The 26,222-nt window shown below is 65.4% G+C and carries 26 protein-coding genes; 9 read left to right on the top strand and 17 right to left on the bottom strand.

Annotation, left to right across the window (positions count from 1 at the left end):
* Positions 1–126 precede the first annotated feature (126 nt).
* The gene (locus tag VRZ08_RS01530; protein WP_414531366.1) at positions 127–537 is read left to right on the top strand and encodes a DUF3597 domain-containing protein; all 411 of its coding nucleotides are present in this window, start codon (positions 127–129) and stop codon (positions 535–537) included.
* Positions 538–577: 40 nt separating this feature from the next.
* Here VRZ08_RS01530 and VRZ08_RS01525 read toward each other — a convergent pair whose 3' ends face one another.
* The 7 genes from VRZ08_RS01525 to VRZ08_RS01495 all read right to left on the bottom strand — a co-directional run bounded on the left by VRZ08_RS01525 (position 578) and on the right by VRZ08_RS01495 (position 8,550).
* Positions 578–985 (bottom strand): PaaI family thioesterase, encoded by a 408-nt coding sequence (locus VRZ08_RS01525; RefSeq protein ID WP_107344732.1) that lies wholly within the window; start codon positions 983–985, stop codon positions 578–580.
* Between the two features lie 132 nt (positions 986–1,117).
* On the bottom strand, positions 1,118–1,408 hold the full coding sequence (locus tag VRZ08_RS01520) for a GNAT family N-acetyltransferase (RefSeq protein WP_107355737.1): 291 nt from the start codon (positions 1,406–1,408) through the stop codon (positions 1,118–1,120).
* 278 nt (positions 1,409–1,686) lie between these two features.
* Entirely contained in the window at positions 1,687–2,241 is a 555-nt protein-coding gene (locus VRZ08_RS01515) for a DUF3828 domain-containing protein (protein ID WP_414531365.1), read from the bottom strand.
* Positions 2,242–2,278: 37 nt separating this feature from the next.
* A complete protein-coding gene (locus VRZ08_RS01510; protein ID WP_414531364.1) occupies positions 2,279–3,055 on the bottom strand; it encodes an ion transporter in 777 nt (258 codons plus the stop codon).
* A gap of 106 nt (positions 3,056–3,161) precedes the next feature.
* A complete protein-coding gene (locus VRZ08_RS01505) occupies positions 3,162–3,536 on the bottom strand; it encodes a hypothetical protein (protein WP_414531363.1) in 375 nt (124 codons plus the stop codon).
* 949 nt (positions 3,537–4,485) lie between these two features.
* On the bottom strand, positions 4,486–7,503 hold the full coding sequence (uvrA, locus tag VRZ08_RS01500; RefSeq protein WP_414531362.1) for an excinuclease ABC subunit UvrA: 3,018 nt from the start codon (positions 7,501–7,503) through the stop codon (positions 4,486–4,488).
* Positions 7,504–7,809: 306 nt separating this feature from the next.
* The gene (locus VRZ08_RS01495) at positions 7,810–8,550 is read right to left on the bottom strand and encodes an outer membrane protein (protein ID WP_414531361.1); all 741 of its coding nucleotides are present in this window, start codon (positions 8,548–8,550) and stop codon (positions 7,810–7,812) included.
* A 532-nt stretch (positions 8,551–9,082) separates the two neighbouring features.
* Between VRZ08_RS01495 and VRZ08_RS01490 the strand changes: the two genes are divergently transcribed.
* Positions 9,083–9,589: a single-stranded DNA-binding protein gene (locus tag VRZ08_RS01490; RefSeq protein ID WP_107344726.1), complete on the top strand. Its 507-nt coding sequence runs from the start codon at positions 9,083–9,085 to the stop codon at positions 9,587–9,589.
* A gap of 119 nt (positions 9,590–9,708) precedes the next feature.
* On the opposite strand, the gene VRZ08_RS01485 is transcribed toward VRZ08_RS01490, so the two are convergent.
* The 3 genes from VRZ08_RS01485 to mazG all read right to left on the bottom strand — a co-directional run bounded on the left by VRZ08_RS01485 (position 9,709) and on the right by mazG (position 12,266).
* On the bottom strand, positions 9,709–10,071 hold the full coding sequence (locus tag VRZ08_RS01485; RefSeq protein ID WP_414531360.1) for a hypothetical protein: 363 nt from the start codon (positions 10,069–10,071) through the stop codon (positions 9,709–9,711).
* Positions 10,068–11,363 (bottom strand): hemolysin family protein, encoded by a 1,296-nt coding sequence (locus tag VRZ08_RS01480; protein WP_107344724.1) that lies wholly within the window; start codon positions 11,361–11,363, stop codon positions 10,068–10,070. Before VRZ08_RS01480 ends, VRZ08_RS01485 begins: the two co-directional genes overlap by 4 nt.
* A 78-nt stretch (positions 11,364–11,441) precedes the next feature.
* A complete protein-coding gene (gene mazG, locus VRZ08_RS01475) occupies positions 11,442–12,266 on the bottom strand; it encodes a nucleoside triphosphate pyrophosphohydrolase (protein ID WP_107344723.1) in 825 nt (274 codons plus the stop codon).
* A gap of 115 nt (positions 12,267–12,381) precedes the next feature.
* Here mazG and queC point away from each other — a divergent pair, with 115 nt between their 5' ends.
* Positions 12,382–13,095: a 7-cyano-7-deazaguanine synthase QueC gene (gene queC, locus VRZ08_RS01470; protein ID WP_414531359.1), complete on the top strand. Its 714-nt coding sequence runs from the start codon at positions 12,382–12,384 to the stop codon at positions 13,093–13,095.
* 78 nt (positions 13,096–13,173) lie between these two features.
* Positions 13,174–14,469: a serine hydrolase domain-containing protein gene (locus tag VRZ08_RS01465; protein ID WP_414531358.1), complete on the top strand. Its 1,296-nt coding sequence runs from the start codon at positions 13,174–13,176 to the stop codon at positions 14,467–14,469.
* On the opposite strand, the gene VRZ08_RS01460 is transcribed toward VRZ08_RS01465, so the two are convergent.
* From VRZ08_RS01460 to nthA, 4 genes are all read right to left on the bottom strand, one after another.
* On the bottom strand, positions 14,442–15,575 hold the full coding sequence (locus VRZ08_RS01460; protein WP_414531357.1) for a GNAT family N-acetyltransferase: 1,134 nt from the start codon (positions 15,573–15,575) through the stop codon (positions 14,442–14,444). The two genes, VRZ08_RS01465 and VRZ08_RS01460, sit on opposite strands and share 28 nt — an antisense overlap.
* 123 nt (positions 15,576–15,698) lie before the next feature.
* Positions 15,699–16,121: a nitrile hydratase accessory protein gene (locus VRZ08_RS01455; RefSeq protein WP_414531356.1), complete on the bottom strand. Its 423-nt coding sequence runs from the start codon at positions 16,119–16,121 to the stop codon at positions 15,699–15,701.
* Positions 16,121–16,777 carry a nitrile hydratase subunit beta gene (nthB, locus tag VRZ08_RS01450; RefSeq protein WP_414531355.1) on the bottom strand — a complete coding sequence of 219 codons (657 nt, stop codon included), beginning with the start codon at positions 16,775–16,777 and terminating at the stop codon, positions 16,121–16,123. The genes VRZ08_RS01455 and nthB overlap by 1 nt, the downstream gene beginning before the upstream one ends.
* Positions 16,774–17,409 (bottom strand): nitrile hydratase subunit alpha, encoded by a 636-nt coding sequence (nthA, locus tag VRZ08_RS01445; RefSeq protein WP_414531354.1) that lies wholly within the window; start codon positions 17,407–17,409, stop codon positions 16,774–16,776. The genes nthB and nthA overlap by 4 nt, the downstream gene beginning before the upstream one ends.
* A 63-nt stretch (positions 17,410–17,472) precedes the next feature.
* On the opposite strand from nthA, the gene VRZ08_RS01440 reads away from it, so the two are divergent.
* Positions 17,473–18,210, top strand: a complete 738-nt coding sequence (locus VRZ08_RS01440) for a hypothetical protein (protein ID WP_414531353.1) — start codon at positions 17,473–17,475, stop codon at positions 18,208–18,210.
* A gap of 72 nt (positions 18,211–18,282) precedes the next feature.
* Positions 18,283–18,606 (top strand): YdhR family protein, encoded by a 324-nt coding sequence (locus VRZ08_RS01435; protein ID WP_107357514.1) that lies wholly within the window; start codon positions 18,283–18,285, stop codon positions 18,604–18,606.
* A gap of 6 nt (positions 18,607–18,612) precedes the next feature.
* Here the strand turns inward: VRZ08_RS01435 and VRZ08_RS01430 are convergent, their stop codons facing one another.
* Complete coding sequence (locus VRZ08_RS01430) at positions 18,613–20,679, bottom strand: ATP-dependent helicase (protein WP_414531352.1); 2,067 nt, start codon at positions 20,677–20,679, stop codon at positions 18,613–18,615.
* Positions 20,680–20,924: 245 nt separating this feature from the next.
* Between VRZ08_RS01430 and VRZ08_RS01425 the strand changes: the two genes are divergently transcribed.
* Both VRZ08_RS01425 and VRZ08_RS01420 read left to right on the top strand, forming a co-directional pair.
* On the top strand, positions 20,925–21,422 hold the full coding sequence (locus VRZ08_RS01425; protein WP_107344717.1) for a hypothetical protein: 498 nt from the start codon (positions 20,925–20,927) through the stop codon (positions 21,420–21,422).
* Between the two features lie 243 nt (positions 21,423–21,665).
* The gene (locus VRZ08_RS01420) at positions 21,666–22,475 is read left to right on the top strand and encodes a DUF3471 domain-containing protein (protein ID WP_414531351.1); all 810 of its coding nucleotides are present in this window, start codon (positions 21,666–21,668) and stop codon (positions 22,473–22,475) included.
* A gap of 49 nt (positions 22,476–22,524) precedes the next feature.
* Here the strand turns inward: VRZ08_RS01420 and pdxY are convergent, their stop codons facing one another.
* On the bottom strand, positions 22,525–23,394 hold the full coding sequence (gene pdxY, locus VRZ08_RS01415) for a pyridoxal kinase (protein WP_414531350.1): 870 nt from the start codon (positions 23,392–23,394) through the stop codon (positions 22,525–22,527).
* Positions 23,391–24,623, bottom strand: coding sequence for a benzoate/H(+) symporter BenE family transporter (locus VRZ08_RS01410; protein WP_414531349.1), 1,233 nt, complete (start codon positions 24,621–24,623; stop codon positions 23,391–23,393). Before VRZ08_RS01410 ends, pdxY begins: the two co-directional genes overlap by 4 nt.
* A gap of 105 nt (positions 24,624–24,728) precedes the next feature.
* Here VRZ08_RS01410 and VRZ08_RS01405 point away from each other — a divergent pair, with 105 nt between their 5' ends.
* Positions 24,729–26,219, top strand: a complete 1,491-nt coding sequence (locus VRZ08_RS01405; protein WP_414531348.1) for a PLP-dependent aminotransferase family protein — start codon at positions 24,729–24,731, stop codon at positions 26,217–26,219.
* The last annotated feature ends 3 nt before the right edge of the window (positions 26,220–26,222 follow it).

Genomic DNA, 26,222 nt, shown 5'->3' with positions numbered 1-26,222 from the left:
CGACCGATCGCTGCGCGTGCGCTCCATCGTGTTGGCATGTGCCGCAGGCTGATCCGCGCGCGGAACTCGGATGGCCTCACCCCGTTGATGCGGACGATGCGTGGCATCGCAACAGGGGGAGACAGCATGAGCATTTTCGGCAAGATCATGAGCGCGATTTTCGGCGAGAGCGCCGCTGCGGCGCCAGGTGGCGCAGCCGCGCCAGCGCCGGCACCGACAACGACCGCTGGCGCAGGCACCGCGCCGGCGCCGACTGCACCGCAGCCGACGGCCGCACCGTCGGTCGACGTTGGGCCGATCCTCGACAAGGCTGTCAAAGCCAAAGGCGAGAAGCTGGAATGGCGGACTTCGATCGTCGATCTGATGAAGGCGCTCGATATCGACTCCAGCCTGTCGGCCCGCAAGGAGCTCGCCAAGGAGCTCGGCTATAGCGGCGATATGAATGACTCGGCGTCGATGAACATCTGGCTGCACAAGCAGGTAATGAGCAAGCTGGTCGCCAACGGCGGCAAGCTGCCGCCTGAGATCAAGCACTGATCCCACACGGAATCTTGGTTGGTCAGCCGCGCCGCATGCGTTACGACTCGAAGATCCTGAACACCGCGCTCGTGGTCACCAGCAGCTTGTCGCCGGCGAGTGCTTCGGCGTCGATGAAGGCGAGGCTACGGGACAGCTTCTTCATCGTGGTGCGGCCGGTGATCCAGCCGCCCGGCTCGATCGTGGCGATGAAGCGGCTGTCGAGCGACACCGTCGCGCAGCGCCGCTGCCCCGCCAGCACGACCGAGAATCCCAGAATGGTATCAAGGAAGCCGAGCAGCGCACCGCCGTGCAGCACGCCGTTGGGATTGCCGTGGCGATCGTCGCTGAGGAAGCCAAACTCCGGCTGGCTGTCGCCGCTCTGCCGCCAGTAATACGGGCCGTTGGTGCCGATATAGCCGTCCTGAACGGCGAACGGTTGAAAGCCCGGCGGCGGTGACACGGTCATTGGCGGCTCCTGCGCGGAGCGCGGCCGCAGGATATCACAGGATGGACCGGCGGGCCGCGCGCGATGGAACCGATGCCACAGCGCGCGGCGGCGGGCAATCGCCGGACCGTAGCAAACGGTCCGGCCAAGTCCTCACGCGGTGAGGTCGGCGTATTCCGGGTGAGCGTCGAGATAGTCTGCGACGAAGCCGCAGCCGGCGCTGACCTTGGCGCCTTCGGCGCGGATCAGATCGAGCGCGCCGCGCACCAGATTGGAGGCGATGCCGCGGCCGCGCAGCGGCGGCGGGGTCTCGGTGTGGGTGATGACAACGCGGCCGCCGGTGCGGCGATAATTCGCGAATGCAACCTCGCCATGGGCGTCGAGTTCGAAGCGGTTCAGCGCCTTGTTGTCGCGCACGTTGGCCGCGGCTGTGGTCCCGCTCATAGCGTCTCCTCGTGTTCAATGTCCGGCGCGCCGGCAGGAGCCGGTGTGCCGTTGGCTGTCAAGGTGATGCCGGCCCCGTTGAAATCAAGGGGACGGCGAGGTGGCAAGCGCGGCGTCGTTGCGACGCAGGCCACGATGGATGGTGTGGAGGGTAAGGCCACACCGCGCTGCGCCGCGCAACCCGGACAATCCCGGAGGCGACGGCCTTAAGCGCGTGAAGCGCGTGCGCCACCGCACCACGATCGTCATGGCGCGAAGCGCAACGCCGGCGGCTTCGATTAGTTCTTCAGCGATGCATCGAGCATCTGCCGCACCGACCACGCCTGACCGTCGACACTGCCGCGGATGTCGTCGATCCGCCATGATGTGCCGTCGCGCACCAGCTCGTAACGGATCACGCCGTCGGCGGCGACCTTGCGCGACTGACTGCCGATCAGCGCCACCGCCAGCGTCGCGCGCGCGTCGTCCTGGCTCTCAGTCTTGATGACGAACGATTTGATGTCCGGGTCCTGCGAATTGCTCACGGGATCGAAATCGATCGGCCCGATCTCGCCCTGTGGCACCTTGGCCTCGGCCTTGGTCCACAGCGCCGCCAGAGACTTCGACAGATACTTGCCGCGCTCCTTGGCGTTGTTGACGAAGGCGCTCCCGGCATTGTCCTTGGCGGCCGCCTTGTAGAGCCGCGTCAGCAGGGCCGCGGGATCGGCCGTGGCCGGTTTGGCCGAAGACGCTGCGGCCGGCTGAGCCGGAGCCTGCGCAAGCGCGGCAGCGGGCAGGGCAATAGCGGCGGCGAAGCAGGCGAGTGAAGCGAAGGCGGAGCGGCGGGTGAGCATGGCGGATCCTGTCGGCAGCGAGGATCGCGGCACCGGCTCAGTCGCGGCCCTCATCCGGAATATTCAGCACGGTGCCGCACGCCTTGCAATGCACCGCATCGGCATCGTGGCGCTGCAGCCCGCACACCGGGCAGGGGAATCTCACCTTGTTCGGGCTGATCAGCGCTCGCGCCAAATTGAAGAACAGCGTGACACCGAAGATCATGATCACGACGCTGATCATCCGTCCCAGCGTACCGGGCAAGGTGATGTCGCCGAACCCGGTCGTCGTCAGCGCGGTGACGGTGAAGTACAGAGCGTCCGCGTAGTTGGCGATCTGCGGATTGCTGAAACGCTGGGTCTCGAACACGATCGCCGTCATCACGAAGATGAACACCGCCAGCCGCGCCACCGCGATCACCACCTCCTCGTGGTGACGGAAGAAGGTGCTGTCGCTGCGCAGCCGGGTCAGCATCTGATAGTCCTGGAACGCGCGCAGCGTGCGCAGGATCCGCAGAAAGCCGGCCCCCTCGCCGGGCAGCGGCGCCAGAAACGAGCCGATCGCCACCAGGTCGGTCCAGGTCGCGAGCCGCCCGAACTCTCGCATCGGCCTGCGGCTGGCATAGAGCCGCGCCAGGAAGTCGACCAGGATCAGCACGCCGAACCCGGTATCGAGCGCCTCGACAATCGGGTTGGGCGGCAGAAATGACGTGCCGACGATGAACAGGATGGTGACGACGTCGAACGCCAACAGGCCGTAGCGGAACGCCACCCCACGCGGCGTCGCGCCGTCGTACAGCCGCCGAACGGCGAGTCGGACATCGTGCAGCGTCATGGCGGATTATTGGCCCGGGAGGGGCGTTGGAGGCAATGGGGCGGAGTGGCCAACTGATCGGCGACGGCCAATTACACTGCGTGCAGAATGAGGACGACGGACTGCTCTACTTCCCGCAATTCCAGACGGGCCCGATCGGCGTCTGGGTCCAGCACGGCCCGAAACTGCCGCCGTTGTAACGGCCGCGATAGAAGCCGGCGCGGCCGAGATAGCGCCATTCGCCGCTCCACGGGCCGTTCCAGCGATAATAATCCGGCGTCGGATCGATGTACCACGGCCGCTTCGGCCGTAGCAGCGCGAGCTGCTCGCGCGTGAGTTTCTGCTTGAACAAAGGCACGGCATTGTTCGGCGGCTGCACATAGCCGGGCAGGAAGCCGTACCCCTGCAAGCGCTTGGTGTGCTTCTTGTGTGAAGCCGCCGAGGCGGTGAGGGGAACGAGTGCGAGAGCGACGGCGAGCGTGAGAGAGGTGAGGCGGTACATGGAGGGAGTGTAGACGGGAGGAGGCGGGAGGGCGATTCAAATCCGTGTATGATGGGCGGTAGCGCGCATGAGCTCACCAATATGCGGAAACGCCGAAACCCCGGGTGTCGCTTCGCTCACCCGGGCTACGCTTGCTGCATGAAGGCCGTGGGCCACCGTGGCGGATCGGGGCAATATCACGCCACCGGAATAGCTGGACAGGCCGTTGACTTGCGTACCCTGCTCCACGCCATGAGCGAAACGATATGCCTGGCTCAACAATCTACGATTGCTCATGTGAGCGACCTTCGATTGTCTTCATCGGTTCATTCGCCTGAGTGCAGTTTTTGCTGGACGTATTCTTGCACTTAAGGATTAGATCAAATTCGTTCTTACAGTCTCTGTGCAAAATACATGAAACTGGATCATCTTGCCCTTCCGGAAAATAGTTCAGCTCTGCGGTCGCAGAGTTGATCGCGTTTGTTCGGACATACAATGGCCGAACACGATCTGGTTCAAAATCCATGATTAAAGTGCCAAGGTGCTCTAACGTTGGGACATCTAAGGTGTGGCCATGAATGATAGTACCAACCCCTAGTTTCTCAATGTGTCTCACAAAAAATGGCAGCCATCGATCCTTTTCGAAGTATCCAGGCTTCACGCGAAGCTTTGGTCTACCTGATCTCGAATAAATCGAGTATTTCTTCGAAGAATCTGTACATTCATGCTTAGGCCAAGGAGGGCCTAGGTTATTAAAATAGGCTCCGCCCCCATATCGCCCTCGTATGAAATAGACCGGCGCGTGGCACTCTGGGCACTGAGCGGTCGGTCCCTTTAAGGCTCTGCGCGCAGTCCTTGGGACCCATCCATGCCATTCGGGCGGGCGTGAGCGTCGGTGTCCGCCTCGAAAATCGCATCGGCAGTCTTTGGTATGATTGTATCCGTTGCAGGCCATAAGACCCTCGTCAATTCACTCCGCCGCCTCGTCCGCCTTCCTTTTCCGCACAGCCGTCGGCCCCTTCTTCTCCAACACCGGCTTCAAGAACTTCCCGGTGTAGCTGCGCGGTGCCTTGACGATGTCTTCGGGCGGGCCCCAGGCGACGATTTCGCCGCCGCCGTCGCCGCCTTCGGGGCCGAGGTCGATGACCCAGTCGGCGGTCTTGATGACTTCGAGATTGTGCTCGATCACCACCACGGTGTTGCCCTGCGCCACCAGCTCGTGCAGCACTTCGAGTAGCTTGGCGACGTCATGGAAGTGCAGCCCGGTGGTCGGCTCGTCGAGGATGTAGAGGGTGCGGCCGGTGGCGCGCTTAGAGAGCTCCTTGGCGAGCTTGACGCGCTGGGCTTCGCCGCCGGACAGCGTGGTGGCCTGCTGGCCGACATGGATGTAGTCGAGGCCGACGCGCTGCAACGTCTTGAAGGTTTCGCGCACGCGCGGCACCGCCTTGAAGAACTCGGCGGCTTCCTCGACCGTCATGTCGAGCACGTCGGCGATCGACTTGCCCTTGAACAGCACGTCGAGCGTTTCGCGGTTGTAGCGTTTGCCCTTGCAGACGTCACAGGTGACGTAGACGTCGGGCAGGAAGTGCATCTCGATCTTGATGACGCCGTCGCCCTGGCAGGCCTCGCAGCGGCCGCCCTTGACGTTGAACGAGAACCGGCCGGGCTCGTAGCCGCGCGCCTTGGATTCCGGCAGGCCGGCGAACCACTCGCGGATCGGCGTGAACGCGCCGGTGTAGGTCGCGGGGTTCGAGCGCGGGGTGCGGCCGATCGGCGACTGATCGATGTCGATGATCTTGTCGATGTGCTCGAGGCCTTCGATGCGGTCGTGCGGGGCCGGCGGCTCGGAGGCGTTGTTCAGCTTGCGGGCGATCGCGCGATACAGCGTGTCGATCAGTAGCGTCGACTTGCCGCCGCCGGAGACACCGGTGACGCAGGTGAACAGGCCGAGCGGAATCTCGGCGGTGACGTTCTTCAGATTGTTGCCGCGAGCATTGACCAGCTTGATGGTGCGGCGATGGTTCGGGGGCCGCCGCTCCGGCACCGGCACGTCAAGTTCGCCGGTGAGATATTTGCCGGTCAGCGACTTCGGATTGCGCATGATCTCGGCGGGCGTGCCCTGCGCGACGATGTGGCCGCCATGGACGCCAGCGCCGGGGCCGATGTCGAGCACGTAATCGGCGAGGCGGATGGCGTCCTCGTCGTGCTCGACGACGATCACGGTGTTGCCGAGATCGCGCAGCCGCTTGAGGGTATCGAGCAGCCGGGCGTTGTCGCGCTGGTGCAGGCCGATCGACGGCTCGTCGAGCACGTAGAGCACGCCGGTGAGGCCGCTGCCGATCTGCGAGGCGAGGCGGATGCGCTGGCTTTCGCCGCCGCTCAATGTGCCGGACGAGCGCGACAGCGTCAGATAATTGAGGCCGACGTCGAGCAGGAAGCTGAGGCGGTCGCGGATCTCTTTGAGGATGCGGACGGCGATCTCGCTCTGCTGCTTGTTGAGCACGTCCGGCACCTTGGCGAACCAGTCGCCGGCCGCCTTGACCGACAGCTCGGAGACTTCGCCGATATGCTTGCCGCCGATCTTGACGCACAGCGCCTCGGGCTTGAGGCGATGGCCGTGGCAGGCGTCGCACGGCACGTCGGAGAAGTACTTGCCGAGCTCCTCGCGCGCCCACTCGCTCTCGGTCTCGCGGAATCGGCGCTCGATATTGGTGACGACGCCCTCGAATGGTTTCTTGGTGTCGTAGGAGCGGACGCCGTCTTCGTAGGAGAATTTGATTTCGTCGTCGCCGGAGCCGTGCAGCAGCACGTTCTGGACCTTCTTGGTCAGGTCCTTCCACTTGGTGTCGAGCGTGAACTTGTAGTGCTTGCCGAGCGCGGTCAGCGTCTGCAGGTAGTACGGCGAGGACGACTTCGCCCACGGCGCGATCGCGCCCTTGCGCAAGCTGAGCTCCTTGTCGGGCACCACGAGATCGGCGTCGATGTGCTGCTCGATGCCGAGGCCGCCGCATTCGGGGCAGGCGCCGTACGGGTTGTTGAACGAGAACAACCTGGGCTCGATCTCCGGAATGGTGAAGCCGGACACCGGGCAGGCGAACTTCTCCGAGAACAGGATGCGCTCGGCACCGCTCTTGTCGTGGATCTTTGCGACCTTCTTGTCGGCCTTTTTCTTTTTGCCTTCGACGTCGTCATGGCCCGGCTCAGCCGCCGCTGGGGCGGCGGGCGCGTCCGCAAACTCGATCACCGCCAGCCCCTCGGCCAGCTTCAGCGCGGTCTCAAAGCTCTCGGCGAGGCGCTGGCCGATGTCGGGACGGACCACGATGCGGTCGACCACGACGTCAATGTCGTGCGGGAATTTCTTGTCGAGCGTCGGCGCTTCGGCGAGCTCGTGAAACGCGCCGTCGATCTTGACGCGCTGGAAGCCCTTCTTCAGCCAGTCGGCCAGCTCCTTGCGGTACTCGCCCTTGCGGCCGCGGACCACCGGCGCCAGCAGATACAGCCGCGTGCCTTCCGGCAGCGCCAGCACGCGGTCGACCATCTGCGACACGGTCTGGCTTTCGATCGGCAGGCCGGTCGCCGGCGAGTAGGGCACGCCGACGCGCGCCCAAAGCAGACGCATGTAGTCGTAGATCTCGGTGACGGTGCCGACGGTCGAGCGCGGGTTCTTGGAGGTGGTCTTCTGTTCGATCGAGATTGCCGGCGACAGGCCGTCGATCTGGTCGACGTCCGGCTTCTGCATCATCTCAAGGAATTGTCGCGCATAGGCCGACAGCGACTCGACGTAGCGGCGCTGGCCCTCGGCGTAGATGGTGTCGAACGCCAGCGACGACTTGCCGGAGCCAGACAGGCCGGTGAACACCACCAGCTTGTCGCGCGGAATGGTGACGTCGACATTCTTGAGATTGTGCTCGCGGGCGCCGCGAATGGTGATGGCGGTCCGGCTCGAGGCCGCGGGGGTCTGACGCTTGGCCTTGATCACTTCGTCCATGCGGGTGTCCAGACGCGCGACAACGCGCCGGTTGGGGCGCGCGCCGGAGCGTCCGGGGCTGGCGCCGGTTGGGGCTGAGCCTGGAACATAGGAAGAACGCGAAGCGATTGCCAGAGGCTGCGGGCGTCCATCAACCGGATTGTTGCGATAAAGGGGAGGCGCTGGTTCCGCTAAGGCCGAGCCGGGACGATCGCTTTCTCCGCGGTCTGCCGCGGTCGACGCGAGGCCGCTGCAGTGGTCCGAACGCAAAAGGCCGGCGCGATGCCGGCCTTCCGCAAGCGTGACTGAAATCAGCCGACGCGCAGCTCAGTAGCGCGCCACGATCGGGCCGCCCCAGCGATAGTTGATGCGGGCGGTGACGACGTCGACGTCCTGCTTGATGTGGTCAACATTGGTGGTTGGCGCGAAGGTGATGTCGCGGCCACCCATGAACAGGTGATCGTATTCGACGGCGAACGACCAGCTCGGCGTAAAGCCGTATTCGAGGCCGCCGCCGACCGCTGCGCCCCACCGGGTCTCACTGGCATCGTCGATGGCCGTGCCCGCCAAGGTCCGATAAGTCGTGTACTTGTCGCTCGTGACCGCCGCACCGCCCTTCACGTAAAGCAGAGCATTACTCCAGGCGTAGCCAACGCGGGCGGTGAACAGGCCGAAGGCATCGACTTTGCTTTGATCAGTCGTGTTTGTGAATCGAAGGCTTGAGTTTGAGCCCTTGAAATCGGCCCAGTTGCCCTGAGCTTCAACACCGAACACCCAAGTGCTGACCTGCCAATTATAGCCGATCTGACCACCAACGGTGCCGCCAGAAGCGTCGTGACACCCTTCGCCGAACGCCGGGAGCGGTGTAGCCGTGGTGCCTTGATAATCCCAGCACTTCCGGCTGGTGCCCCAACCGCCGTTGGCGCCGACGTAGAAGCCCGACCAGTCGTAAGCCGCCGCAATGATCGGCGGTGCCTTGGTGTAAGGACGAGCCGCGAGATCGGCAGCCATCGCCGGCGCGGCGCCCAACGCAATCAAACCAACAGTCCCCAACAGAAACTTTTTCATCGCAATTCCCCGGTTCGTCTGTGCTTCACCGGTTCTCGCTCCGAGGTGTGTCCCCGCCGCAGAGCGAGAAGCGCGAGCGCCCCTCGAAATTCCACGTGACAACCATACACGCTATGCGAGCAACGCGCCGTCGCGGAAATGCAACAGTCGCGAGTGAAATGTGATTCCTAAAACCATGGATAGATCACCGAAAAGACGTTGGGCGTAACCGCGGGTCACTGCTGAGACATGGTTGCCCGGCCGCTGCCGCAGGCGGAGCGACATGCGGCCGCTCCAGCGCGGTTGCACTTTGGACTTCACTTTGGAACAAAAATAGAACAGACTGGCCGAGATCGTGCCGGTGGATAAATCTCATCGGACGGGCGTTTTCGCTCGTGCACGTATGGGCGTAGCGGCGGCGACAGCGTAATCGCTTGAGACTGGGACGGCTCGCGCCAGCTTGGGCGCGACCGCAGCGGCGGAGCAGGACGGCGGGCGGTCGCCGGCCGGTTGCGGAGCCGCTCAGTCAGTATGGTTTTGAGAGGAGACGTCGATGGCGGGTAGCGTGAACAAGGTGATCCTGGTCGGGAATCTCGGTGCCGATCCGGAGATCAAGCGGACCCAGGACGGGCGTCCGATTGCCAACCTGCGGATTGCCACTTCCGAGTCCTGGCGTGATCGCGCCACCGGCGAACGCAAGGAAAAGACCGAGTGGCACCGCGTGGTGATTTTCAACGAAGGGTTGTGCAAAGTCGCCGAGCAGTACCTGAGAAAAGGCGCGAAGGTTTACATCGAAGGCCAGCTGCAGACACGCAAATGGACCGACCAGAGCGGCGCTGAGCGCTACAGCACCGAGGTTGTGCTGCAGAACTTCAACTCGAACCTGACCATGCTCGACGGCCGCAGCGGCGGCGGTGGAGGTGGTGGCGGCTATGGCGACGACAATTCCGGCGGCGATTTCGGCTCCAGCGGCCCGTCGGGTGGCGGCGGCGGACGCCGGCCGATGCCGGTCAGCAGCGGCGGCGGCCGCAGCGACATGGACGACGACATTCCGTTCTAAGCCCACCGTTCTCAGCCATTCCGTTCCGGCCGCGCCCGGCGGGGATGGGATACGAGCCGACGGCCGCCGCGCCCCGATCGCGGCGGCCGTCGCCGTTTGTGGACCGAAGAGAGACAGGCTCAACCTGTCAGCAGCGCCCAGCCGAGCTGGAATTGGCTGAGGGCGAACAGCGTGCCGAACAGCCGCTGGTTATAGCGGGCGAGCCAGCGCGGCAGGTAGATATCGAAATTGTCGGCGCGGTCGTCGGTGTAGCGCGCCGCCAGCGTCGTCAGCGGACAGCGCATCCGGTTCAACACCAGCACCACCACTTCACCCCACACAAAGACGCTGAGCCACAGCGCGGCCACCAGCTGCCCGAGCCCAACCGTCACCGGGATCGCCAGGATCGAGGAGGCAAAGAACGCCCAGATCGCGGTGTGCAGCAGCCGCACGGCGGCGAGGGCGCGGGCATCGCCTCGTCCGCGTGCGACCGGTGGCGTCATGGCGAGGCTTCGTCGTCGGGCAGGCGGCTCGCCAAGATCTTGTCGATCCGGCGGTGATCGAGGTCGAGGATTTCGAACCGCCACCCTTGGAAGTCGAACTTGTCGCCGACGGCCGGCAGCGCGCCGAGATGGGCCAGCACCAGGCCGGCGACGGTGTGATAATCGCGCGGCGTCGGCACCAAAATGCCGAGCAGATCGCCGAACTCGTCGACCGGCATCCAGCCGGCGATCAGATACGAACCGTCGTCGCGGCGCACTGCGGCGGGCTCCGGCGGACCATCTTCGGAGCTGAACGCGCCGACGATCGATTCCAGGATATCCGCGGTGCTGACCACGCCCTCGAAGCCGCCGAATTCGTCGTACACCAGCCCCATATGCACCGAGGCGTTGCGCAGCATCAGCAGGGCGTCGCGGGCGTCGGCCGAGGCGGGGATCACCGGTGCGTCGCGGACCAGCGCGCGGAAGTCCGGCGTGTCGCCGCGCAGATAGATCTCCAGCACGTCCTTGGCCTGGATGATGCCGATCGGATCGTCACGATCGCCGTCGGTCGCGGGCAGCCGCGAATGCGGGCTCTCGACAAAGGCGGCGCGGATGACCTCCGGTGGATCGGACACATCGATCATGTCGACCTCCGGCCGTGGCGTCATCACCGCGCCGACCGGGCGGTCGCCGAGCCGCATCACGCCGGCGATCATCTGCCGTTCGCCCGGCTCGAGCACGCCGGCGGTCTCAGCCTCCAGCACCAGGCTATGGATCTCCTCTTCGGAGATCTTGTCCTCGGGCTCACCGCTCTGGCCGAGCAGCGCCAGCATGGCCTTGCCGGAGACGTCGAGCACCACCACCACCGGCAGCGAAATCTTGGCGAGCAGCGCCATCGCCGGCGCGACCTTCACCGCGACGGCTTCGGGGTCGCGCAGCGCAAGCTGCTTCGGCACCAGCTCGCCGACGATCAGCGTCGCGTAGGTGATCAGCGTCACCACCAGGCCGACGCCGATGATATCGGCGAACGGCACGCCGGTTGCCGCCAGCCAGTCACTCAGGCGTTGGCCCAGCGTCGCGCCGGAGAACGCGCCGGACGCCACGCCGACCAAGGTGATGCCGATCTGGACGGTCGAGAGAAACCGGCCCGGATCTTCGCTCAGCTTGAGCGCCTGCCGGGCTCCGCGAACGCCGCGCTGCGCCAAGATCGAGAGCCGCGCCGGGCGAGAGGAAACGATCGCCAGTTCGGACATCGACAGCAGACCGTTGACGACGATCAGGACGACAACGATTGCCAATTCCACCGAGAGCATGATGCTCGCGCGACCCCCTGCATTGTTTTCGTGCAAGCATAGATAGGAAGTCGTGGCCGGAATCGGAACCGGGCGGCGTTATTTCGTCGCTTCGGTCGCTTTGGCCTCGTTCCACAGCGCGTCCATCTCGGCGAGCGTGGCGTCGTCGGGCGAGCGGCCCTGGGCTGCCAGCGCCTGCTCGATATAGGCGAAGCGGCGCTCGAATTTGGCGTTGGCGCCGCGCAGCGCGATTTCCGGATCGGCATTGGCGTGGCGGGCAAGGTTGACGAGCGCGAACAACAGATCGCCGGTCTCTTCGGTAATGTGCGCCTGATCGCCGCGGTCCAGCGCGGCCTCGATCTCGTCGGTCTCCTCGCGGATCTTCGCCAGCACCGCGCGCGGGTCGTTCCAGTCGAACCCGACCTTGGCGGCCTTGCGCTGCAGATCCATCGCCCGCGACAGCGCCGGCTGGCCGGATTTGACGCCGGCCAGCACCGAGCTGGACGGCTGCTCGGTGAGGCCACGGCGGGCGGCGCGCTCGGCCTTTTCCTCCGCCTTGATCCGGTCCCAGACACCCTCGACATGCGACGGCGTCAGATTGCCCTCGGCGTCGGCAAACACGTGGGGATGGCGGCGGATCATCTTGCGGGTGATAGCCTCGACCACGTCGCCGAACGCAAAGGCGCCGCGCTCTTCGGCGATCCGTGCGTGGAACACCACCTGCAACAGCAGGTCGCCGAGTTCTTCGCGGAGGTCGTCGAGATCGTGGCGGGCGATCGCTTCAGCGACCTCGAACGCTTCCTCGATGGTGTAGGGCGCGATCGTCGCGAAATCCTGCTCGAGGTCCCAGGGACAACCGGTCACCGGGGTCCGGAGCGCAGCCATGATCTCGATCAGGCGGGCGATATCGCGGGAAGGGGTCATGGCGCTGGTCCGGGGCAGGAGGAGGTTTGTCTCCTATGCCGCAACCGGCGCCGCCATCCCAGCGAAAATCGCGCAGGATTTGGCGCGCCCGCCGCGCGGTGCTACAGCCATGCGCATGACCGACCATTCATCCGACAAGACCGCGCTGGTGCTGTTCTCCGGCGGGCAGGACTCCGCGACCTGTCTGGCCTGGGCGCTGGCGCGCTTTGCCCGGGTCGAAACCATCGGCTTCGATTACGGCCAGCGACATCTGATCGAATTGGAGTGCCGCTCGCGGCTGCTCGACGGATTCCGCGCCATCAGCAACGACTGGGCCGCCAAGCTCGGCGACAATCACACCCTGACAATCCCGACGCTGGCGCAAATCTCCGACACCGCGCTGACCCGCGACGTCGCGATCGCGATGGGCGCCGATGGCCTGCCGAACACGTTCGTACCCGGCCGCAATTTGATCTTCCTGAATTTCGCGGCAGCGCTGGCGTATCGGCGCGGCATCACCGACATCGTCGGCGGGATGTGCGAGACTGATTACTCCGGCTATCCGGACTGCCGCAACGATACCATCCAGGCGTTGCAGACGGCGCTGTCGCTCGGCATGGCGCGCGACATCACGCTGCACACACCGCTGATGTGGCGCGACAAGGCCGCCACGTGGCAGCTCGCGCAAGAGCTCGGCGGCGATGGGTTGGTCGATCTGATCCGCGAAGACTCGCACACCTGCTATCTCGGCGAGCGTGGGGCGCGTCACGATTGGGGCTATGGCTGCGGCGAATGCCCGGCATGCCGGCTGCGCGCCAAGGGCTGGATCGAGTACGCCTCCGGCATCTGATCCGTACTCTTTCGTATCATCGAGCCGCAACGGTGCGCGTGCTAAAGCTGGCGTCTCGATGCTACGGACATGCTCGCCATGCCGCGCTCCTTCGTTTCGATCCGCCGCCGCCAGATTCTCCAAGCAATCGGCGCGGCGCTGACCATGCCTGCTGGGACGGTGCGGCTCGCAGCCGCGCCCGGTAGCGCGGCGGCAACTCCCAAGTCCGAGAAGCTGGCGCGGCTCAGCGCTTTCTTCGAACATGAAGTCGCCGCGGGTAAGCTGCCGGGAGCCGTGGTGCTGATCCAGCAGCACGGCAAGCCGGTTTACCTGCAGTGTTTCGGCTGGCGTACTGCCGAGCGGCGTCATCGGATGACGCCGGACACGATTTTCGCGCTACATTCGATCACCAAGCCGATCACCAGTGTCGCGGCGATGATGCTGATCGACGAGCACCGACTCGGATTGCAGGATCCGCTGGCGAAGTACATTCTATCGTTCGCGCACGTGAAGGTCGGGATCGAGACCGTCGAAGACGGCAAGCCGGCGCTGAAGCTGGCCGAGCCGGATCGGCCGGTGACGATCGAAGATCTGCTGCGCCACACCTCGGGAATGACGTACGAATATATCGGCGGCGAACTGATTATGGCGGCGTATCAGCGGGCAAACCTGTTTGCTGGCCGATTCGACAATGCTGAGTTCGCGGAGCGGATGGCCCGGCTGCCGCTGGCACGCCAGCCCGGCACGCTGTGGCGCTACGGCCATTCGACCGACGTGCTCGGCCGTGTCATCGAGATCGTGTCGGGCGAGCCGCTGTACGATTTCCTCAAGCATCGGCTGTTCGATCCGCTCGGCATGACCTGCACCAGCTTTGTGCTGCGAACCGAGGCGGAGCAGGAGCGGATGGCCGCGGTATTTCCCACCGATACCGTGCTGGCCGATGCCGAGCGGCAGCGCCGCGCGCATCCGGAATGGCAGTCGGGTGGCGGCGGACTGTTGTCGACCGTCACGGACTACGCGCGGTTCGCCCAAATGTTGCTGGAAGGTGGTGAACTCGACGGCCGCCGCTATCTGAGCCCTGCGGCGTTCAAGATGATGACCACCGATCAGATCGGTCCCGGCTCCGGCGTCGAGCGCGACTACTTCTATTTTCCCGGCGACGGCTTTGGTTACGGCTACGGTCTCGCCGTGCGGGTCGAGCCGGGTGAGGCCAATCCGCCGGCGCCAGGCTCGATCGGTGAATTGAAATGGGACAGCGGCAGCGGCACCTATTTCGGCGTCGATCCGTCGCTCGACATGATCTACATCCTGATGCAGCAGACCGAGACCGAACGCGGCCGCGTAGTGCCGATGTTCAAGAAGCTGGTTTACGACGCCTTCGCCGTCAGCGACTGAACCAGCGAGCGGCCGCCCGTATAGGTCGACCATGCCGACAGCGCCATTCGGCCTTTCAGCGTCAGCGCCTTCTCCAGCACCAGCAGCGGCTGCGGTTCGCAGCCGAGCTGTTTCTTGTAGTCGTAGCCTCCGGCGCCGAGATCGAACTGCTCGATGCCGTTGTCGATCAGCCAACGGATGATCTCGCTCGCGAGCACAATGCCGGGCGATCCGCGGCTCCATTCTGCGCCGGCGTTCGCGAGCCGCACCGTCGTGCAGCTCTGCCGATGCAGCAAGCTGTAGGCGACCGCGACGACGGAGTCGCCGGACTCCATCACCGACAGCATCGCCTGTCCGCGCGAAAACACCTCGCGATAGAACCGTGCATAAGCCGGCCGGTCGAGTACGTAGCGCTTGCCGAGCGCGGCGATGCGCGCGCGCTGAAACTGATCGAGCTTGCCGAACAGCTTTGCGGTGTCGTCGCCGGGCGAGGTGATCATCCGAACCCGCACGCCGCCGAGCGCGTCGAGAGTGCGATGGTGCTGGCGCAGCGCCTTGCGGAATTTGCGCGGACGCGACTCGAGATAGTCTTCCCATGAGTGCGGCAGCGTGGTGACGTTGCGCACTGTCGAAGAGGGCGTGGATGCGAGTAGCGCCAGAGGATTGACCTTGCCACCCGCGGTCAGCGGCAGGTTGCACAGCCGCACCACGTCGACGTCGGGCATCGCCGCCAACGCGGCTGCGAAAGCCGCGGCAGCCGCTTCCGGCGTTGAGGGGGCGGCGGGGCCGAGCAGCGGCACGTTGTAGTCCGACACCGAGAGGTCGGCGAATTCGACCAGCGCCACGCCGCACACCCGGCGGATCACCAGCGGCAGCAGCATCGCGATCTCGTCGCGGAAGCTGTCGCGGACGGTGATCAGCAGCGGCTCGGCGGACGCGGAAGGCCCGAGCAGCCTCAACCAGGCGTTCAGCCAGTCGGGAGATTGAAACGGGGTGATCGCCGCGGAAGGGCCGAGCGCCGCGGCGCGTTGCAGAAACAGTTCGGAGTCGCAGGTGGCGTCGGCGAGATAGCGGCCGGCGGCATTTGCCGCCCATCGCATCGGTCGATCAAAATCGATCTGCGCCATCACCCAACTCGCTGCCGCCGCAGCCTCGCCATCCGCGATCTGTCGGCAGGCTGCAGATTAGCGCCGATCGGTTCGGTTCTCGTTGACGTCAGTGACGTACAGGCCAAACTTGTCGCATCAGCGTTAACGCGGCGGTGACTCAGCCGCCGAAAACGCTTCTGACTGTGGAAAATCGCCGGGCTGCAGCTCGATCGGATGGCCGTGCGGGGTCCGATCGGCGGCGCGGTCCCAGGCGTCGCGGTACTGATGCTGCGTCGCGAGGCTGGCGACGCCCTTGGCTGCGACCATCTGTTCCAGCGTCGCGAGCCAATGGCGGTAGTAGGTGTCGCCGCAGTCGGGATCGCCGTCAGCTTGGGCGCGGCGTATCTCGGCGGACAACGCCGCCGCCCATTCAGGCCAGGTGAACAGGCCGCGGCTGTGCAGCGTCACCGCCATTGCAAAGGCGTGGGCTTCCCAGGGCTCCCGGAACACGGGGCCGTCATCGTCGCGGGGCAGGCCCGGCACGCTGCGTGCCGCGATCGCCGCAGCCTCGGAATGGCCGCTCATCACGCCGGCTCCAGATATGAATCCCAGGCATCGACCGAGACCCGTGAGGTCGGGTCGGCATCGTCGCCCCACAACTCCCGTGCTTCGAATGTCACCGTGTACAGCCATTGCGGCTGCTCGCCGCCGCCATGCGCGTGGCTATCGGGAAACACGTGCGCGCCGTGCACCAGTTCGATCGTGCCGACCCGGCCGCGGACGTAGCGAGGCAGCCGGATATGGGTTCGGGGATGCAGTTCCTTAGCGCGGACCCGATCGCCGACGCCGAACCGGGCAGGGACCGCTGCGTCACGTTCGGTCGGCGCACCGCGCGCCAGCATTGGTGCCACGTCCGCGGCCGACAGCACCGACACATGCTTTGCCGGATGCAGCGGGCGGCCCGCATCGATTTCATCTGCGGTGACGAGGCCGCGTTCGGCCATCAGTGCTTCGAGGCCCGCGAGCCAGAGCTGATAGTAGCTCTTCGACAGATAATCGATCGGTGCACGGTTCTCGCGGGCGAACCGCGACATGTCGATGTTCCAGCCGCCGGGGCGTCCCATCGCTAGCGTCAGCGCGAAGGCACGGCGCTCCCACGCGGCATGAAACAGCGGCTCATCGCTCTCGGGCATCACCGGCCCGAAGCCGTCCATGCCGCCCATGTCGTGTGCGCCGTTCATTCCGTGATCTCCGCGGGCGTGCGAGCAAGGCCTGTGCCGATCATGCTGTCGCGGGTGACGAGGTCGGCGAGCTGATCTTCGCTGAGATCGTCGCTGCCGACCGGACGCATGGGAATAACCAGGTAACGGATTTCCGCAGTTGAATCCCACACCCGGATCGCCGTGTCCTTCGGCAGCGTCACGCCGAATTCGGCCAGCACCGCGCGGGGTTCTTTGACCACACGCGAACGATACGGCGCCGATTTGTACCAGACCGGCGGCAGGCCGAGCACCGGCCACGGGTAGCAGGAGCACAGCGTGCACACGACCATGTTGTGGGTGGCCGGCGTGTTCTCGACCGCGACGATGTGTTCGCCCTGGCGGCCTGTGTAGCCGAGCTCGGCGATCGCCGCAGTGGCGTCGTGCAGCAGCCGCTCGCGATACGCCGGGTCGCGCCAGGCCTTGGCGACCACGCGGGCGCCGTTGCGCGGGCCGACCTTGGTCTCATAGGTTTCGATCAGCTCATCGAGTGCCGCTGGATCGACATAGCCCTTTTCGGTGAGGATGGTTTCGAGCGCGCGCACCCGCAGCTCGGTCTCCGACAATTCGGAATGGTCGTGATCGTGGGGATGATGATGCTCATGGTCGGCCATGAAGTTGAGGATAGGCGGAAGTCGCGGAAGCTGTCGAGCCGGCCGTCTGCTAAGGCTGGTTCCATGCTTCCGCTGACCCGCGCCCTGACCGTTTTGCTGCTCGCCGTGATCGGGCTTGCCCTGCTGCTGTCGGGCGAAGCCTGGGCGGCGAACGGTGCCTATGCGGTCGATGCCACCGACATTTCCGAACTCGGTTCGTGCAAGCTGGAAAGCTGGTGGTCGCGAGCCACCAACGCCGACTTTTCGGCAGTGGCGAACCCGTCCTGCGTGGTGGACCTCGGTCGTCCTTTCGAGCTGACGCTGCAGGCCAACCAGGCGCGCGCCGACGGCGACTGGAGCACGACACTGTCGCCGAAGCTCAAGACCGTCCTGGTGCCGACCGCGATCGGCCGGTTCGGTCTCGCGATCGAGGCGGGCGGCTCCTACGATGCAGCCAGCGGCAACAACACGGTCGGGTTCGTGACGCTGCCGGCGACCTACCGGCTGTCCGAGACGATGCGGGTCAACCTCAACGCCGGCTGGCTGTGGGATCGGACGATCGACCAGCACTATCTCAGCTACGGCGTCGGCTTCGACTGGAAGTTCACCGACACGCTGCAACTGACGCTGGAGGGGTTCGGCCTCTCCGGCGCTTCGGACGATAGCGCCGGCAAGATCCGGCCCCGCGCGCAGGCGGGCGTGCGCTGGCGGCCCAATGAGATTTTCTCGATGGACCTGATCGTCGGCCATAACATCACCGGCGAAAATGCCCGCTGGATCACGCTCGGCATCACGGTGCGGTTTCCAGATGCGTTCAAATAGCCGGGCTGCGGCAGGCAGAGACAGCGTGGCGCCGATTGCGCTAAGATGCCGGAAAAATCCGAGGAGGTTCCGATGATCACCACCGTCGTGCAGTTTCACATGGCGACGCCGATCAGCCTGGAGGAGGCAAAGAAGCGGTTCGAGAGCAGCGCGCCGAAATACCAGAAGCTGCCGGGCCTGATCCGCAAATATTACATTCGCTCCGAGGACGGCGCGACCGCCGGAGGCATCTACCTGTGGGAGAGCCGCGAGGCTGCCGAAGCCGTCTATGGCGGCGAATGGCGCGCCCGCGTCGCCGCCTTGTACGGCGCCGAGCCGGTGATGAGCTGGTTCGACAGCCCGGTGATCGTTGACAACGCCGACGGCGGCACCATCACCACCAGCGCGGCGGCGTGATCGTGCTCAGGTCCACATCCGCCGCATTCGCGAATTGATATCCATACGCGGTCCGCGCTGCGACGCCGCTGCTGCGGTTTCAGGCGTGACGCGCGGCCAGCTGGTGCGTTCGAACAGCGGCAGCAGCCGCTCGGGGATGAACCGGGTGCGTGACGCATAAACGTGGCGATCGCCTTGGGCGTTCTGGCCATGGGTAAAGAAACGCTGCGGCACCACGAGGTGCAGATCGTCCTTCGCCCGGGTCATCGCCACATAGAGCAGGCGGCGTTCTTCCTCGATCTCGGCCGAGGTGCCAGTGCCGAGGTCGGACGGCATGCAGCCATCGACGACGTTCAGCACGAACACCTGCTTCCATTCCTGGCCCTTGGCGGAATGGATCGTCGACAGGATCAGATAGTCGTCGTCGAGCGTCGGCACACCGGCCTGATCGGAGGTTGCGTCCGGCGGATCAAGCGTCAGCTCGGTGAGGAAGCGCTCGCGTGACGGATAGCCCGAGGCGATCTGCGCCAGCTGCACCAGGTCGGCCCTGCGGGTCTCAGCATCCTCGTGAATGCGATCGAGATGCGGCGCGTACCAGATCAGCGCGCGCTCGATCTCCGCAGGCCAGCCCGCATCGCCGCTGCGCAGCTCCTGCACTGCTTCGACGAAGCCGCGCCAGTCGGCACCGGCGCGCGGCGGTGGAGGCAGGGCGGCGAGTGAGCCGAGCGGGTCGGCCGCGACTGTCATTGCATCCAGTGCCTTCTGCGCCGACGCTGGGCCGACGCCCTGCATCAGCAGCATCACCCGGAAGCCGGCGACCCGGTCGCGCGGATTCTGCACGAAGCGCAGCAGCGCCAGCATGTCCTTGACGTGCGCGGCATCGAGGAACTTGAGCCCGCCGAACTTGACGAACGGGATGTTGCGCCGGGTGAGCTCGAGTTCCAGCGGAGCGGAATGCGACGAGGTGCGGAACAGCACCGCCTGCTGCTTCAGCGTCGCGCCGCCTTCGCGGGCGTCGAGCACGCGCTCGACGATGTAACGCGCCTGATCGGCTTCATCGCGGACGCCGACCAGCAGCGGCCGCGAACCTTCGGCCCGATCGGTCCATAGGTTCTTGGTGAAACGCTCGCGCGCCAGATCGATCACGCCATTGGCGGCCGACAGGATCGCCTGGGTCGAGCGATAGTTGCGGTCGAGCGTGACCACGCGAGCGGGCGGATTGAAGGCCTTCGGGAAGTCGAGGATGTTGCGCACCGTGGCGGCGCGGAACGAGTAGATCGCCTGGGCATCGTCGCCGACCACGGTGAGGCCGGCGCCATTTGGTTTGAGTGCCAGCAGCACCCGCGCCTGCAGCGCATTCGTGTCCTGATACTCGTCCACCAGCACGTGATCGAACCGGCCGCCGATCTCTGCGGCAAATGCCGGCTCCTCCATCACCTGCGCCCAGTACAGCAACAGGTCGTCGTAATCGAGAACGTTGTGGCGCTGTTTGGCTTCGACGTAAGCGGCGAACAATTGCTTCAGTTCGGCGGCCCAGCCGGCGCACCACCGATAGTTGGCGCCGAGCACGACATCGAGCGGCTGGCCGGCGTTGACGCAGCGCGAGTAGATCGACAGGCACGTCGCCTTGGCAGGAAACCGGCTGTCGGTCTTGGAGAAGCCGAGGTCGTGGCGGACCAGGTTCATCAGGTCGGCGGAGTCTTCGCGGTCGTGGATGGTGAAGCCGGGATCGAGCCCGATCCGCTCGGCATAGTCGCGCAGCAGCCGGGCGCCGATGCCGTGGAAGGTGCCGGCCCAATGCAGCCCGCCGCTCAACGCCGAGGCGCGGTCGCCGAGCACTTTGCGGGCGATCCGTTCGACCCGGCGGGTCATCTCGGCGGCGGCGCGGCGCGAGAACGTCATCAGCAGGATGCGATACGGGTCGGCGCCGCCGACGACGAGATGCGCGACCCTGTGAGCCAGCGTGTTGGTCTTGCCGCTGCCGGCGCCCGCGATCACCAGAAGTGGCGGGCAGGCAGCTGCCCCCGCGCCGTGCTCGACGGCGCAGCGCTGCTCGGGATTGAGGCCATCGAGGATCGGAGCGGGCAAGGACACGAATCAGCGCCTGTCGGGTGAAGGATGGACGCTCCCAGATTCCTGCTTTGTTCGCAATCCCGGCATGGCGCAGGTGTGACACACAGGTGTCCACGGCGAACTGTGCGCTCCGTAGCAAAAATGTCGCGCTGCCCCGGCTATGCTCCGCCATGCATTCGGCTATCCTCGGTTGTGGCGACCGCGGGCGGCCGCCTTGGCGATGGACCCGACGCGCAAGCGTCACTGCAACAGGTGGGGAGAAGTTGATGGCAAGACGATCCATTCTGGTCGGAGCCGCGATCCTGGCGATGACCTCCGGCGCGGCCTCGGCGCTGGAGATCGACACGCTGGCGATCGAGAGCGGCAAGCTGGTGATCACCGGCAAGACCACCAAGGCCGGCCAGGAGGTCGAGGTTGTCGGTACCGGCGACAAGGCCAAGAGCTCGTCGTCGCGCCGATTCAAATTCTCGCTGTCGGACGTCCCCGAGACCTGCAAGCTCGACCTGAAGTCGGGCACCGAAACCCTGACCGGCCTGCTTGTCGCCAATTGCGGACCGCGCGGTCCGAAGGGCGAAGCGGGCGCCGCCGGCGCTCCAGGTCCGGCCGGCCCCGCTGGTCCTGCAGGCCCGGCGGGTCCCGCTGGTCCGAAGGGAGATGTTGGTCCTGCCGGTCCCGCGGGACCTGCCGGTCCGGCTGGTCCCTCAGGCGCCGTTGGCCCTGCCGGCCCGAAGGGGGAAGCCGGCGAAGCCGCGCCGAAGAACTGACCGAGCTTGCATGCGATCCGGCTGCGCGGCATCGCGCCGCGCGGCCGCGATCGTGCGAGGCTGCGCTGACGTTTGACATCGAGTCCAGCGCGCGCCAGAGTCGCTGCGGGTGGATACGACCCGCCGCTTGCGCCCCCTCAGGGAATGGTGAACGTATCAGAGCGACCCGTGCCCCTTTTGCCGAGGCGAACGGAGTCAGTAACGCAAGCATCTGACCTGATCAGTTCGCCCTGCAGAGGGTTGATGATGCGCGATTTCCGCGACGCGAAGGCCATGGCGCAGACGCTGCGCGAGGCCATCAAGCCGAAAGCCGAACTCACTCATAGCGAGAGCCTGGAGCTGATTGCCAAGGTTCTGGGCTGCCAGAACTGGAATGTGCTGTCGGCGGCCGTCCAGTCCGCAGGAGAGCCGACGCGAAGCCCCGAGCGTGAGGAGGTTCGGCTCGATCCGGCGATCCTGGATCGCTACGTCGGTTTCTACGAACTCGCCAATCAAGGCGTGATGACGATCAGCCGCGAGAGCGGGCGGCTGGTGTCGCGACTGAGCGGGCAGCCGAGCGTGCCGCTGTTCGCCGCCAGTCCGACGAGGTTCTTTGCCAAGGTGGTCGACGCGCAGATCAGCTTCGTGACTGACTCTTCAGGCGTGGCACAATCGCTGGTGCTGCATCAGAACGGTCTCGATATCCCGATGCCGCGCCTCGACGCCGACGAGGCTCGGCGGATCGAACAGCAGCTCGCTCAAAAACTGACGAGTAACCGCCCGAGTCCCGGCACGGAAGCTGCGCTGCGCCGACTGATCGACGGAATCTCCACCGGTCAGCCCAACTACGACGAGATGACTGAGGTGCTGGCCAACGCCACCAGGCAGCAACTGGCAAAGTTGCACGAGGAGATCGGCGAGGCCGGCGCGGTTCGGACCGTCGAGTTCGTCGGCGTCGGCAATGGCGGCGTTGATGTCTATCTGGTGCAGCACGAGCGGCGGCCGCTGTATTGGCGGATCGGCCTCGATGGCCGCGGCGCGATTTCGACCGCGTGGGTGGCGCCGGGGCTGTAACGCTCTGAGCGGCAGCACTCCGAAGTGCTCGATAATGAATCTTCCGGAGTCATCGAGGAGGAGGCTCGCCGCATGCGGGGTTCAGTGCATCGATGACGCTGGCAAGCTGCATCTCGCGTTCACCAGCGGCGATGGTGCGTTTCAGCACGTCGAGCACGATGGCGGCGGCGCGGCGGGCGGCATCGACCAGGCTGAGATTGCGGGCGAGGCCCGCAATCAGAAGGCCGGTGTAGAGGTCGCCTGTGCCCGCCGCCGCCAGCTCCAGGCGCGGCGACGGCAGTCGGGTGGAGGTCGCGCCCTCGAACACGATGTTCTCGAGTGAGTCGTCGGGCGTATCCACCAGCCTGCAACTGGTCACGACGACACGGGTTCCCCGCCAGGCCCGCATTTTATCGACCGTGACCTTCAGCTCGGACCATGTCGCCAGCGGGTGGCCGGCGATCAGTCCGGCCTCGAACTGGTTAGGCGTCAGCAGATCGGCGAGCGGGATGAGTTCGTTGCAGATGCAAGCGGCAACGTCATCGGGCACGAACACCCCGACATGGGAATCTCCCATCACCGGATCGCAGATGTAGGTGATGGCGGGATTGAGTTGTCGGGCTCGTCTGACGAACGCCGCCACCACCGCGCCGTTGGCACGCGAGCCGAGATAGCCGGAGACGATGTAGCGGCTGGTTTCGATCAGCCCGCGTTCTTCGATCCCGCGCAGCAGTTCGCCGACCAGCTCGGCGTCCAACACTCGGCCGCGCGTGCTCCCGAGGCCCGGATGATTGGAGAGCAACGTCGTCGGCACCGCCGCCACATTCAGTCCGTGCGCCTGCATCGGCAGCACGGCGGCGCTGTTGCCGACGTGGCCGTGCGCAACCTGGCTCTGGATCGAGATGATGGACGTCGTCATCGGCGTCGTTCCGTGGTTCATTTTGCAGCCGCCTCGGTGGCGGAGCGATCGGCTGTCGCGCCATAAGGTATGCGGCCGTTGAGCACAACATAGGCGAGTCCGCCGATCAGCAGGCCCCAGAATGCGCCGCCGATGTCGAGCAGCTTGATGTTCGCGGCCGAGGCCAGGAACGTGATCAGTGCCGCCTCGCGCGAGGTCGGGTCTGCCATCGCCCCGGCAAGGCTGCCGCCGATGGTGCCGAGCAGGGCCAGACCGGCGAGGGTGGTGATGAAGGTGGCGGGAAACGCCATGAACACCGCAGCAAGCGTGACGCCGAACACGCCGACCAGCACATAGAAACAGCCCGCCGCGATGCCGGCAATCCATCTCTTGGACGGGTCTTCGTGGGCCTCCCGGCCGGTGGCGATCGCAGCCGTGATCGCCGCGATGTTGAAGGCGTGCGAACCGAACGGCGCCATGATCAGCGAGCCGAGGCCGGTGACGGTCACGATCGGATTGGCGCTGGTCTTGAACCCGTCGTTCCGCAACACCAACATCCCCGGCATGTATTGACCGGTGAGCGTGATCAGGAACAGCGGCAGCGCGACCGACAGTAGGGCGTTGAGTGAGAACTCCGGCATGCTGAACACCGGGGCCGCAAACACGAGTTTGAGGCCGGAGAGATCAACGCGACCTTGCGTCAGCAGGAACGTGAGGCCGAGCAGCAGAATGCCGACCACGGCGTAGCGCGCGGAGAAACGCTTGAATGCGACGTAAGCGGCAATCAGCAAGCCGACCAGCCAAGGATCGACGCTGGCGCCGCCGAAAGCTCCAATCCCGAACTGCAGCAGAATGCCGGCGAGCAGGCCCGAGGCGATCCCGGGCGGGATCAGACGGATCACCTTTTCGAAATAGCCGGACAGGCCGAGCACGACGAACGCCGCCGCCGAGATCATGTAGGCGCCGATCGCCTCGGCATAGGGCGTCGTCGCCAGCGCGGTCACCAGAAATGCCGCCGCCGGCGTCGACCACGCGGTGATGATCGGCTCACGATAGTGCAGGCTCAGCAACAATCCGGTCAGTCCAACGCCGATCGAAATCGACCAGACCCAGGATGCCGTAAGCTCAGGACTGAGGCCAGCGATCTTGGCAGCCTGAAACACCAGGATGAAGGTGCCGCCGTAGTTGACGATCACGGAAATCAGGCCGGCGACGATCGGGTGGGTGAGGTCGCCGAGGCAGACCGGAGAAGACGGAGGGCGGGGCGTCATGCGGTCGCAATCCTCTGCTGGAAGCCAGACGAGCTGGATGGATTGACATCTAGCCATCAGGTGGCCTGATGTGCCCGGCCATTCTCCGCCACAAGGGCAGACCAATTGTTCAAGCACTCCCAGCTCGAATCCGTCAAAGCTTGGGTCGCGCATCCGGCTCATGCGGCGATGCCGCTGCACGCGCGGGTGCAACGTGCCATCCGCCAGCTGATCGTCGATGGTGCGCTGGGCGCTGGCAAGCCGTTGCCGGCATCGCGTGCTCTTGCTCAATCGCTTGGAGTGTCGCGCGATACGATCGAAGTTGCGTATGGCCAGCTTCACGCCGAGGGCTTCATCGAGCGGCGGGTAGGCAGCGGCAGCTTCGTTGCGGAGATGACGGAATTCACGCCGGGCCGCCGCCTGGCGCAGCGGGACACGCTGCTCCGCAACCAGGCGCCGAAGCTCAGCAAGCGCGGAGCCGCGATGTTCGGCAGCGGCGGCATTCGCGAGCAGCTGTTGCCGCGGCCGTTCGTCCATGGCGTGCCGGAAACGCGGACGTTTCCACTTCAGCTCTGGGAGCGGCTGGAGCGCCAGGTCCGCAAGGAGATGGGTGCGCAGACCCTGCTTCACTGCGATCCGCAGGGCAGCGAGCCACTGCGCCGCGCCATCGCCGACTACGTCAACCTCGAACGCGGGGCCCGCGCCTCCGTGGATCGCGTCCTGGTGCTCACCAGTTCGCAGCAGGCCCTGTCGCTGTGCGCAAATATGCTGCTCGATCCCGGCGACCGGATCTTCATCGAAGATCCGGCCTATTACGGCGCGCGCAAAGCGTTCGATGCCGCAGGTGTGGATTGCGTTCCGATTCCGGTCGACCGTCAGGGCCTCAGCGTCGACCAGATCACGGCCCAGCCGCGCCGGGCCAAGGCGGTGTTCCTGACGCCGTCCCACCAGTTTCCGACCGGCGCGACGCTGGCGCTGGACCGCCGCCTCGCACTGATCGAATGGGCAACGCGGCACCAGACCTGGATCGTCGAAGACGACTACGACAGCGAATTTCATTACGCCGGCAAGCCGACGGCGTGCGTGCAAGGTCTCGATCCTCACGATCGGACGATTTACATCGGCACCTTCACGAAATCGCTGTTTCCGGGCCTGCGTATCGGATACGTCGTGCTGCCGCCGCAGCTGGTGAAGCCGATGACGGTTGCGCGCACGCTGCTGGATGGTCACAGCGCCTCGATGGCGCAGTTGACGCTGGCCCGATTCATGGAGGGCGGCCATTTCGGCGCGCATGTCCGCACCATGCGCGGTGTCTATGCGACGCGTCTGGACGTCCTCGTCCGCCTCGTCCGCAGACATCTGTCCGGCTTTGTCGAGCCGCGCGTTCCGGTCGGCGGCCTGCAACTCCCCTGCGTGCTAACGTGCGACTTGCCGGAGCGAACTGCGGTCGACGCAGCACGCCGTGCGGGGATCGAAGTGCTCGGGCTGTCGGGGCTGCATCATGCCCGCGACGGCGAGGCCGGCTTCCTGATGGGCTTTGCGGCGTACACGCCGCTCGAAATCGAAGGCGCCGTCAAGAAGCTCGCCAAAGCGCTTCGGGCGGCAACGAAATCCTGAAGC

The organism is Rhodopseudomonas sp. G2_2311 (assembly GCF_047501505.1).
Classification (GTDB): domain Bacteria; phylum Pseudomonadota; class Alphaproteobacteria; order Rhizobiales; family Xanthobacteraceae; genus Rhodopseudomonas; species Rhodopseudomonas palustris_H.
Note: the sequence above shows the minus strand (reverse complement) of the source record. Positions and strands in the feature narration are given on the sequence as shown.

Coding starts and splice junctions, on each gene's coding strand:
- VRZ08_RS01530 (WP_414531366.1), top strand. CDS start 127: ATGAGCATTTTCGGCAAGATCATGAGCGCGATTTTCGGCGAGAGCGCC.
- VRZ08_RS01525 (WP_107344732.1), bottom strand. CDS start 985: ATGACCGTGTCACCGCCGCCGGGCTTTCAACCGTTCGCCGTTCAGGAC.
- VRZ08_RS01520 (WP_107355737.1), bottom strand. CDS start 1,408: ATGAGCGGGACCACAGCCGCGGCCAACGTGCGCGACAACAAGGCGCTG.
- VRZ08_RS01515 (WP_414531365.1), bottom strand. CDS start 2,241: ATGCTCACCCGCCGCTCCGCCTTCGCTTCACTCGCCTGCTTCGCCGCC.
- VRZ08_RS01510 (WP_414531364.1), bottom strand. CDS start 3,055: ATGACGCTGCACGATGTCCGACTCGCCGTTCGGCGGCTGTACGACGGC.
- VRZ08_RS01505 (WP_414531363.1), bottom strand. CDS start 3,536: ATGTACCGCCTCACCTCTCTCACGCTCGCCGTCGCTCTCGCACTCGTT.
- uvrA (WP_414531362.1), bottom strand. CDS start 7,503: ATGGACGAAGTGATCAAGGCCAAGCGTCAGACCCCCGCGGCCTCGAGC.
- VRZ08_RS01495 (WP_414531361.1), bottom strand. CDS start 8,550: ATGAAAAAGTTTCTGTTGGGGACTGTTGGTTTGATTGCGTTGGGCGCC.
- VRZ08_RS01490 (WP_107344726.1), top strand. CDS start 9,083: ATGGCGGGTAGCGTGAACAAGGTGATCCTGGTCGGGAATCTCGGTGCC.
- VRZ08_RS01485 (WP_414531360.1), bottom strand. CDS start 10,071: ATGACGCCACCGGTCGCACGCGGACGAGGCGATGCCCGCGCCCTCGCC.
- VRZ08_RS01480 (WP_107344724.1), bottom strand. CDS start 11,363: ATGCTCTCGGTGGAATTGGCAATCGTTGTCGTCCTGATCGTCGTCAAC.
- mazG (WP_107344723.1), bottom strand. CDS start 12,266: ATGACCCCTTCCCGCGATATCGCCCGCCTGATCGAGATCATGGCTGCG.
- queC (WP_414531359.1), top strand. CDS start 12,382: ATGACCGACCATTCATCCGACAAGACCGCGCTGGTGCTGTTCTCCGGC.
- VRZ08_RS01465 (WP_414531358.1), top strand. CDS start 13,174: ATGCCGCGCTCCTTCGTTTCGATCCGCCGCCGCCAGATTCTCCAAGCA.
- VRZ08_RS01460 (WP_414531357.1), bottom strand. CDS start 15,575: ATGGCGCAGATCGATTTTGATCGACCGATGCGATGGGCGGCAAATGCC.
- VRZ08_RS01455 (WP_414531356.1), bottom strand. CDS start 16,121: ATGAGCGGCCATTCCGAGGCTGCGGCGATCGCGGCACGCAGCGTGCCG.
- nthB (WP_414531355.1), bottom strand. CDS start 16,777: ATGAACGGCGCACACGACATGGGCGGCATGGACGGCTTCGGGCCGGTG.
- nthA (WP_414531354.1), bottom strand. CDS start 17,409: ATGGCCGACCATGAGCATCATCATCCCCACGATCACGACCATTCCGAA.
- VRZ08_RS01440 (WP_414531353.1), top strand. CDS start 17,473: ATGCTTCCGCTGACCCGCGCCCTGACCGTTTTGCTGCTCGCCGTGATC.
- VRZ08_RS01435 (WP_107357514.1), top strand. CDS start 18,283: ATGATCACCACCGTCGTGCAGTTTCACATGGCGACGCCGATCAGCCTG.
- VRZ08_RS01425 (WP_107344717.1), top strand. CDS start 20,925: ATGGCAAGACGATCCATTCTGGTCGGAGCCGCGATCCTGGCGATGACC.
- VRZ08_RS01420 (WP_414531351.1), top strand. CDS start 21,666: ATGATGCGCGATTTCCGCGACGCGAAGGCCATGGCGCAGACGCTGCGC.
- pdxY (WP_414531350.1), bottom strand. CDS start 23,394: ATGAACCACGGAACGACGCCGATGACGACGTCCATCATCTCGATCCAG.
- VRZ08_RS01410 (WP_414531349.1), bottom strand. CDS start 24,623: ATGACGCCCCGCCCTCCGTCTTCTCCGGTCTGCCTCGGCGACCTCACC.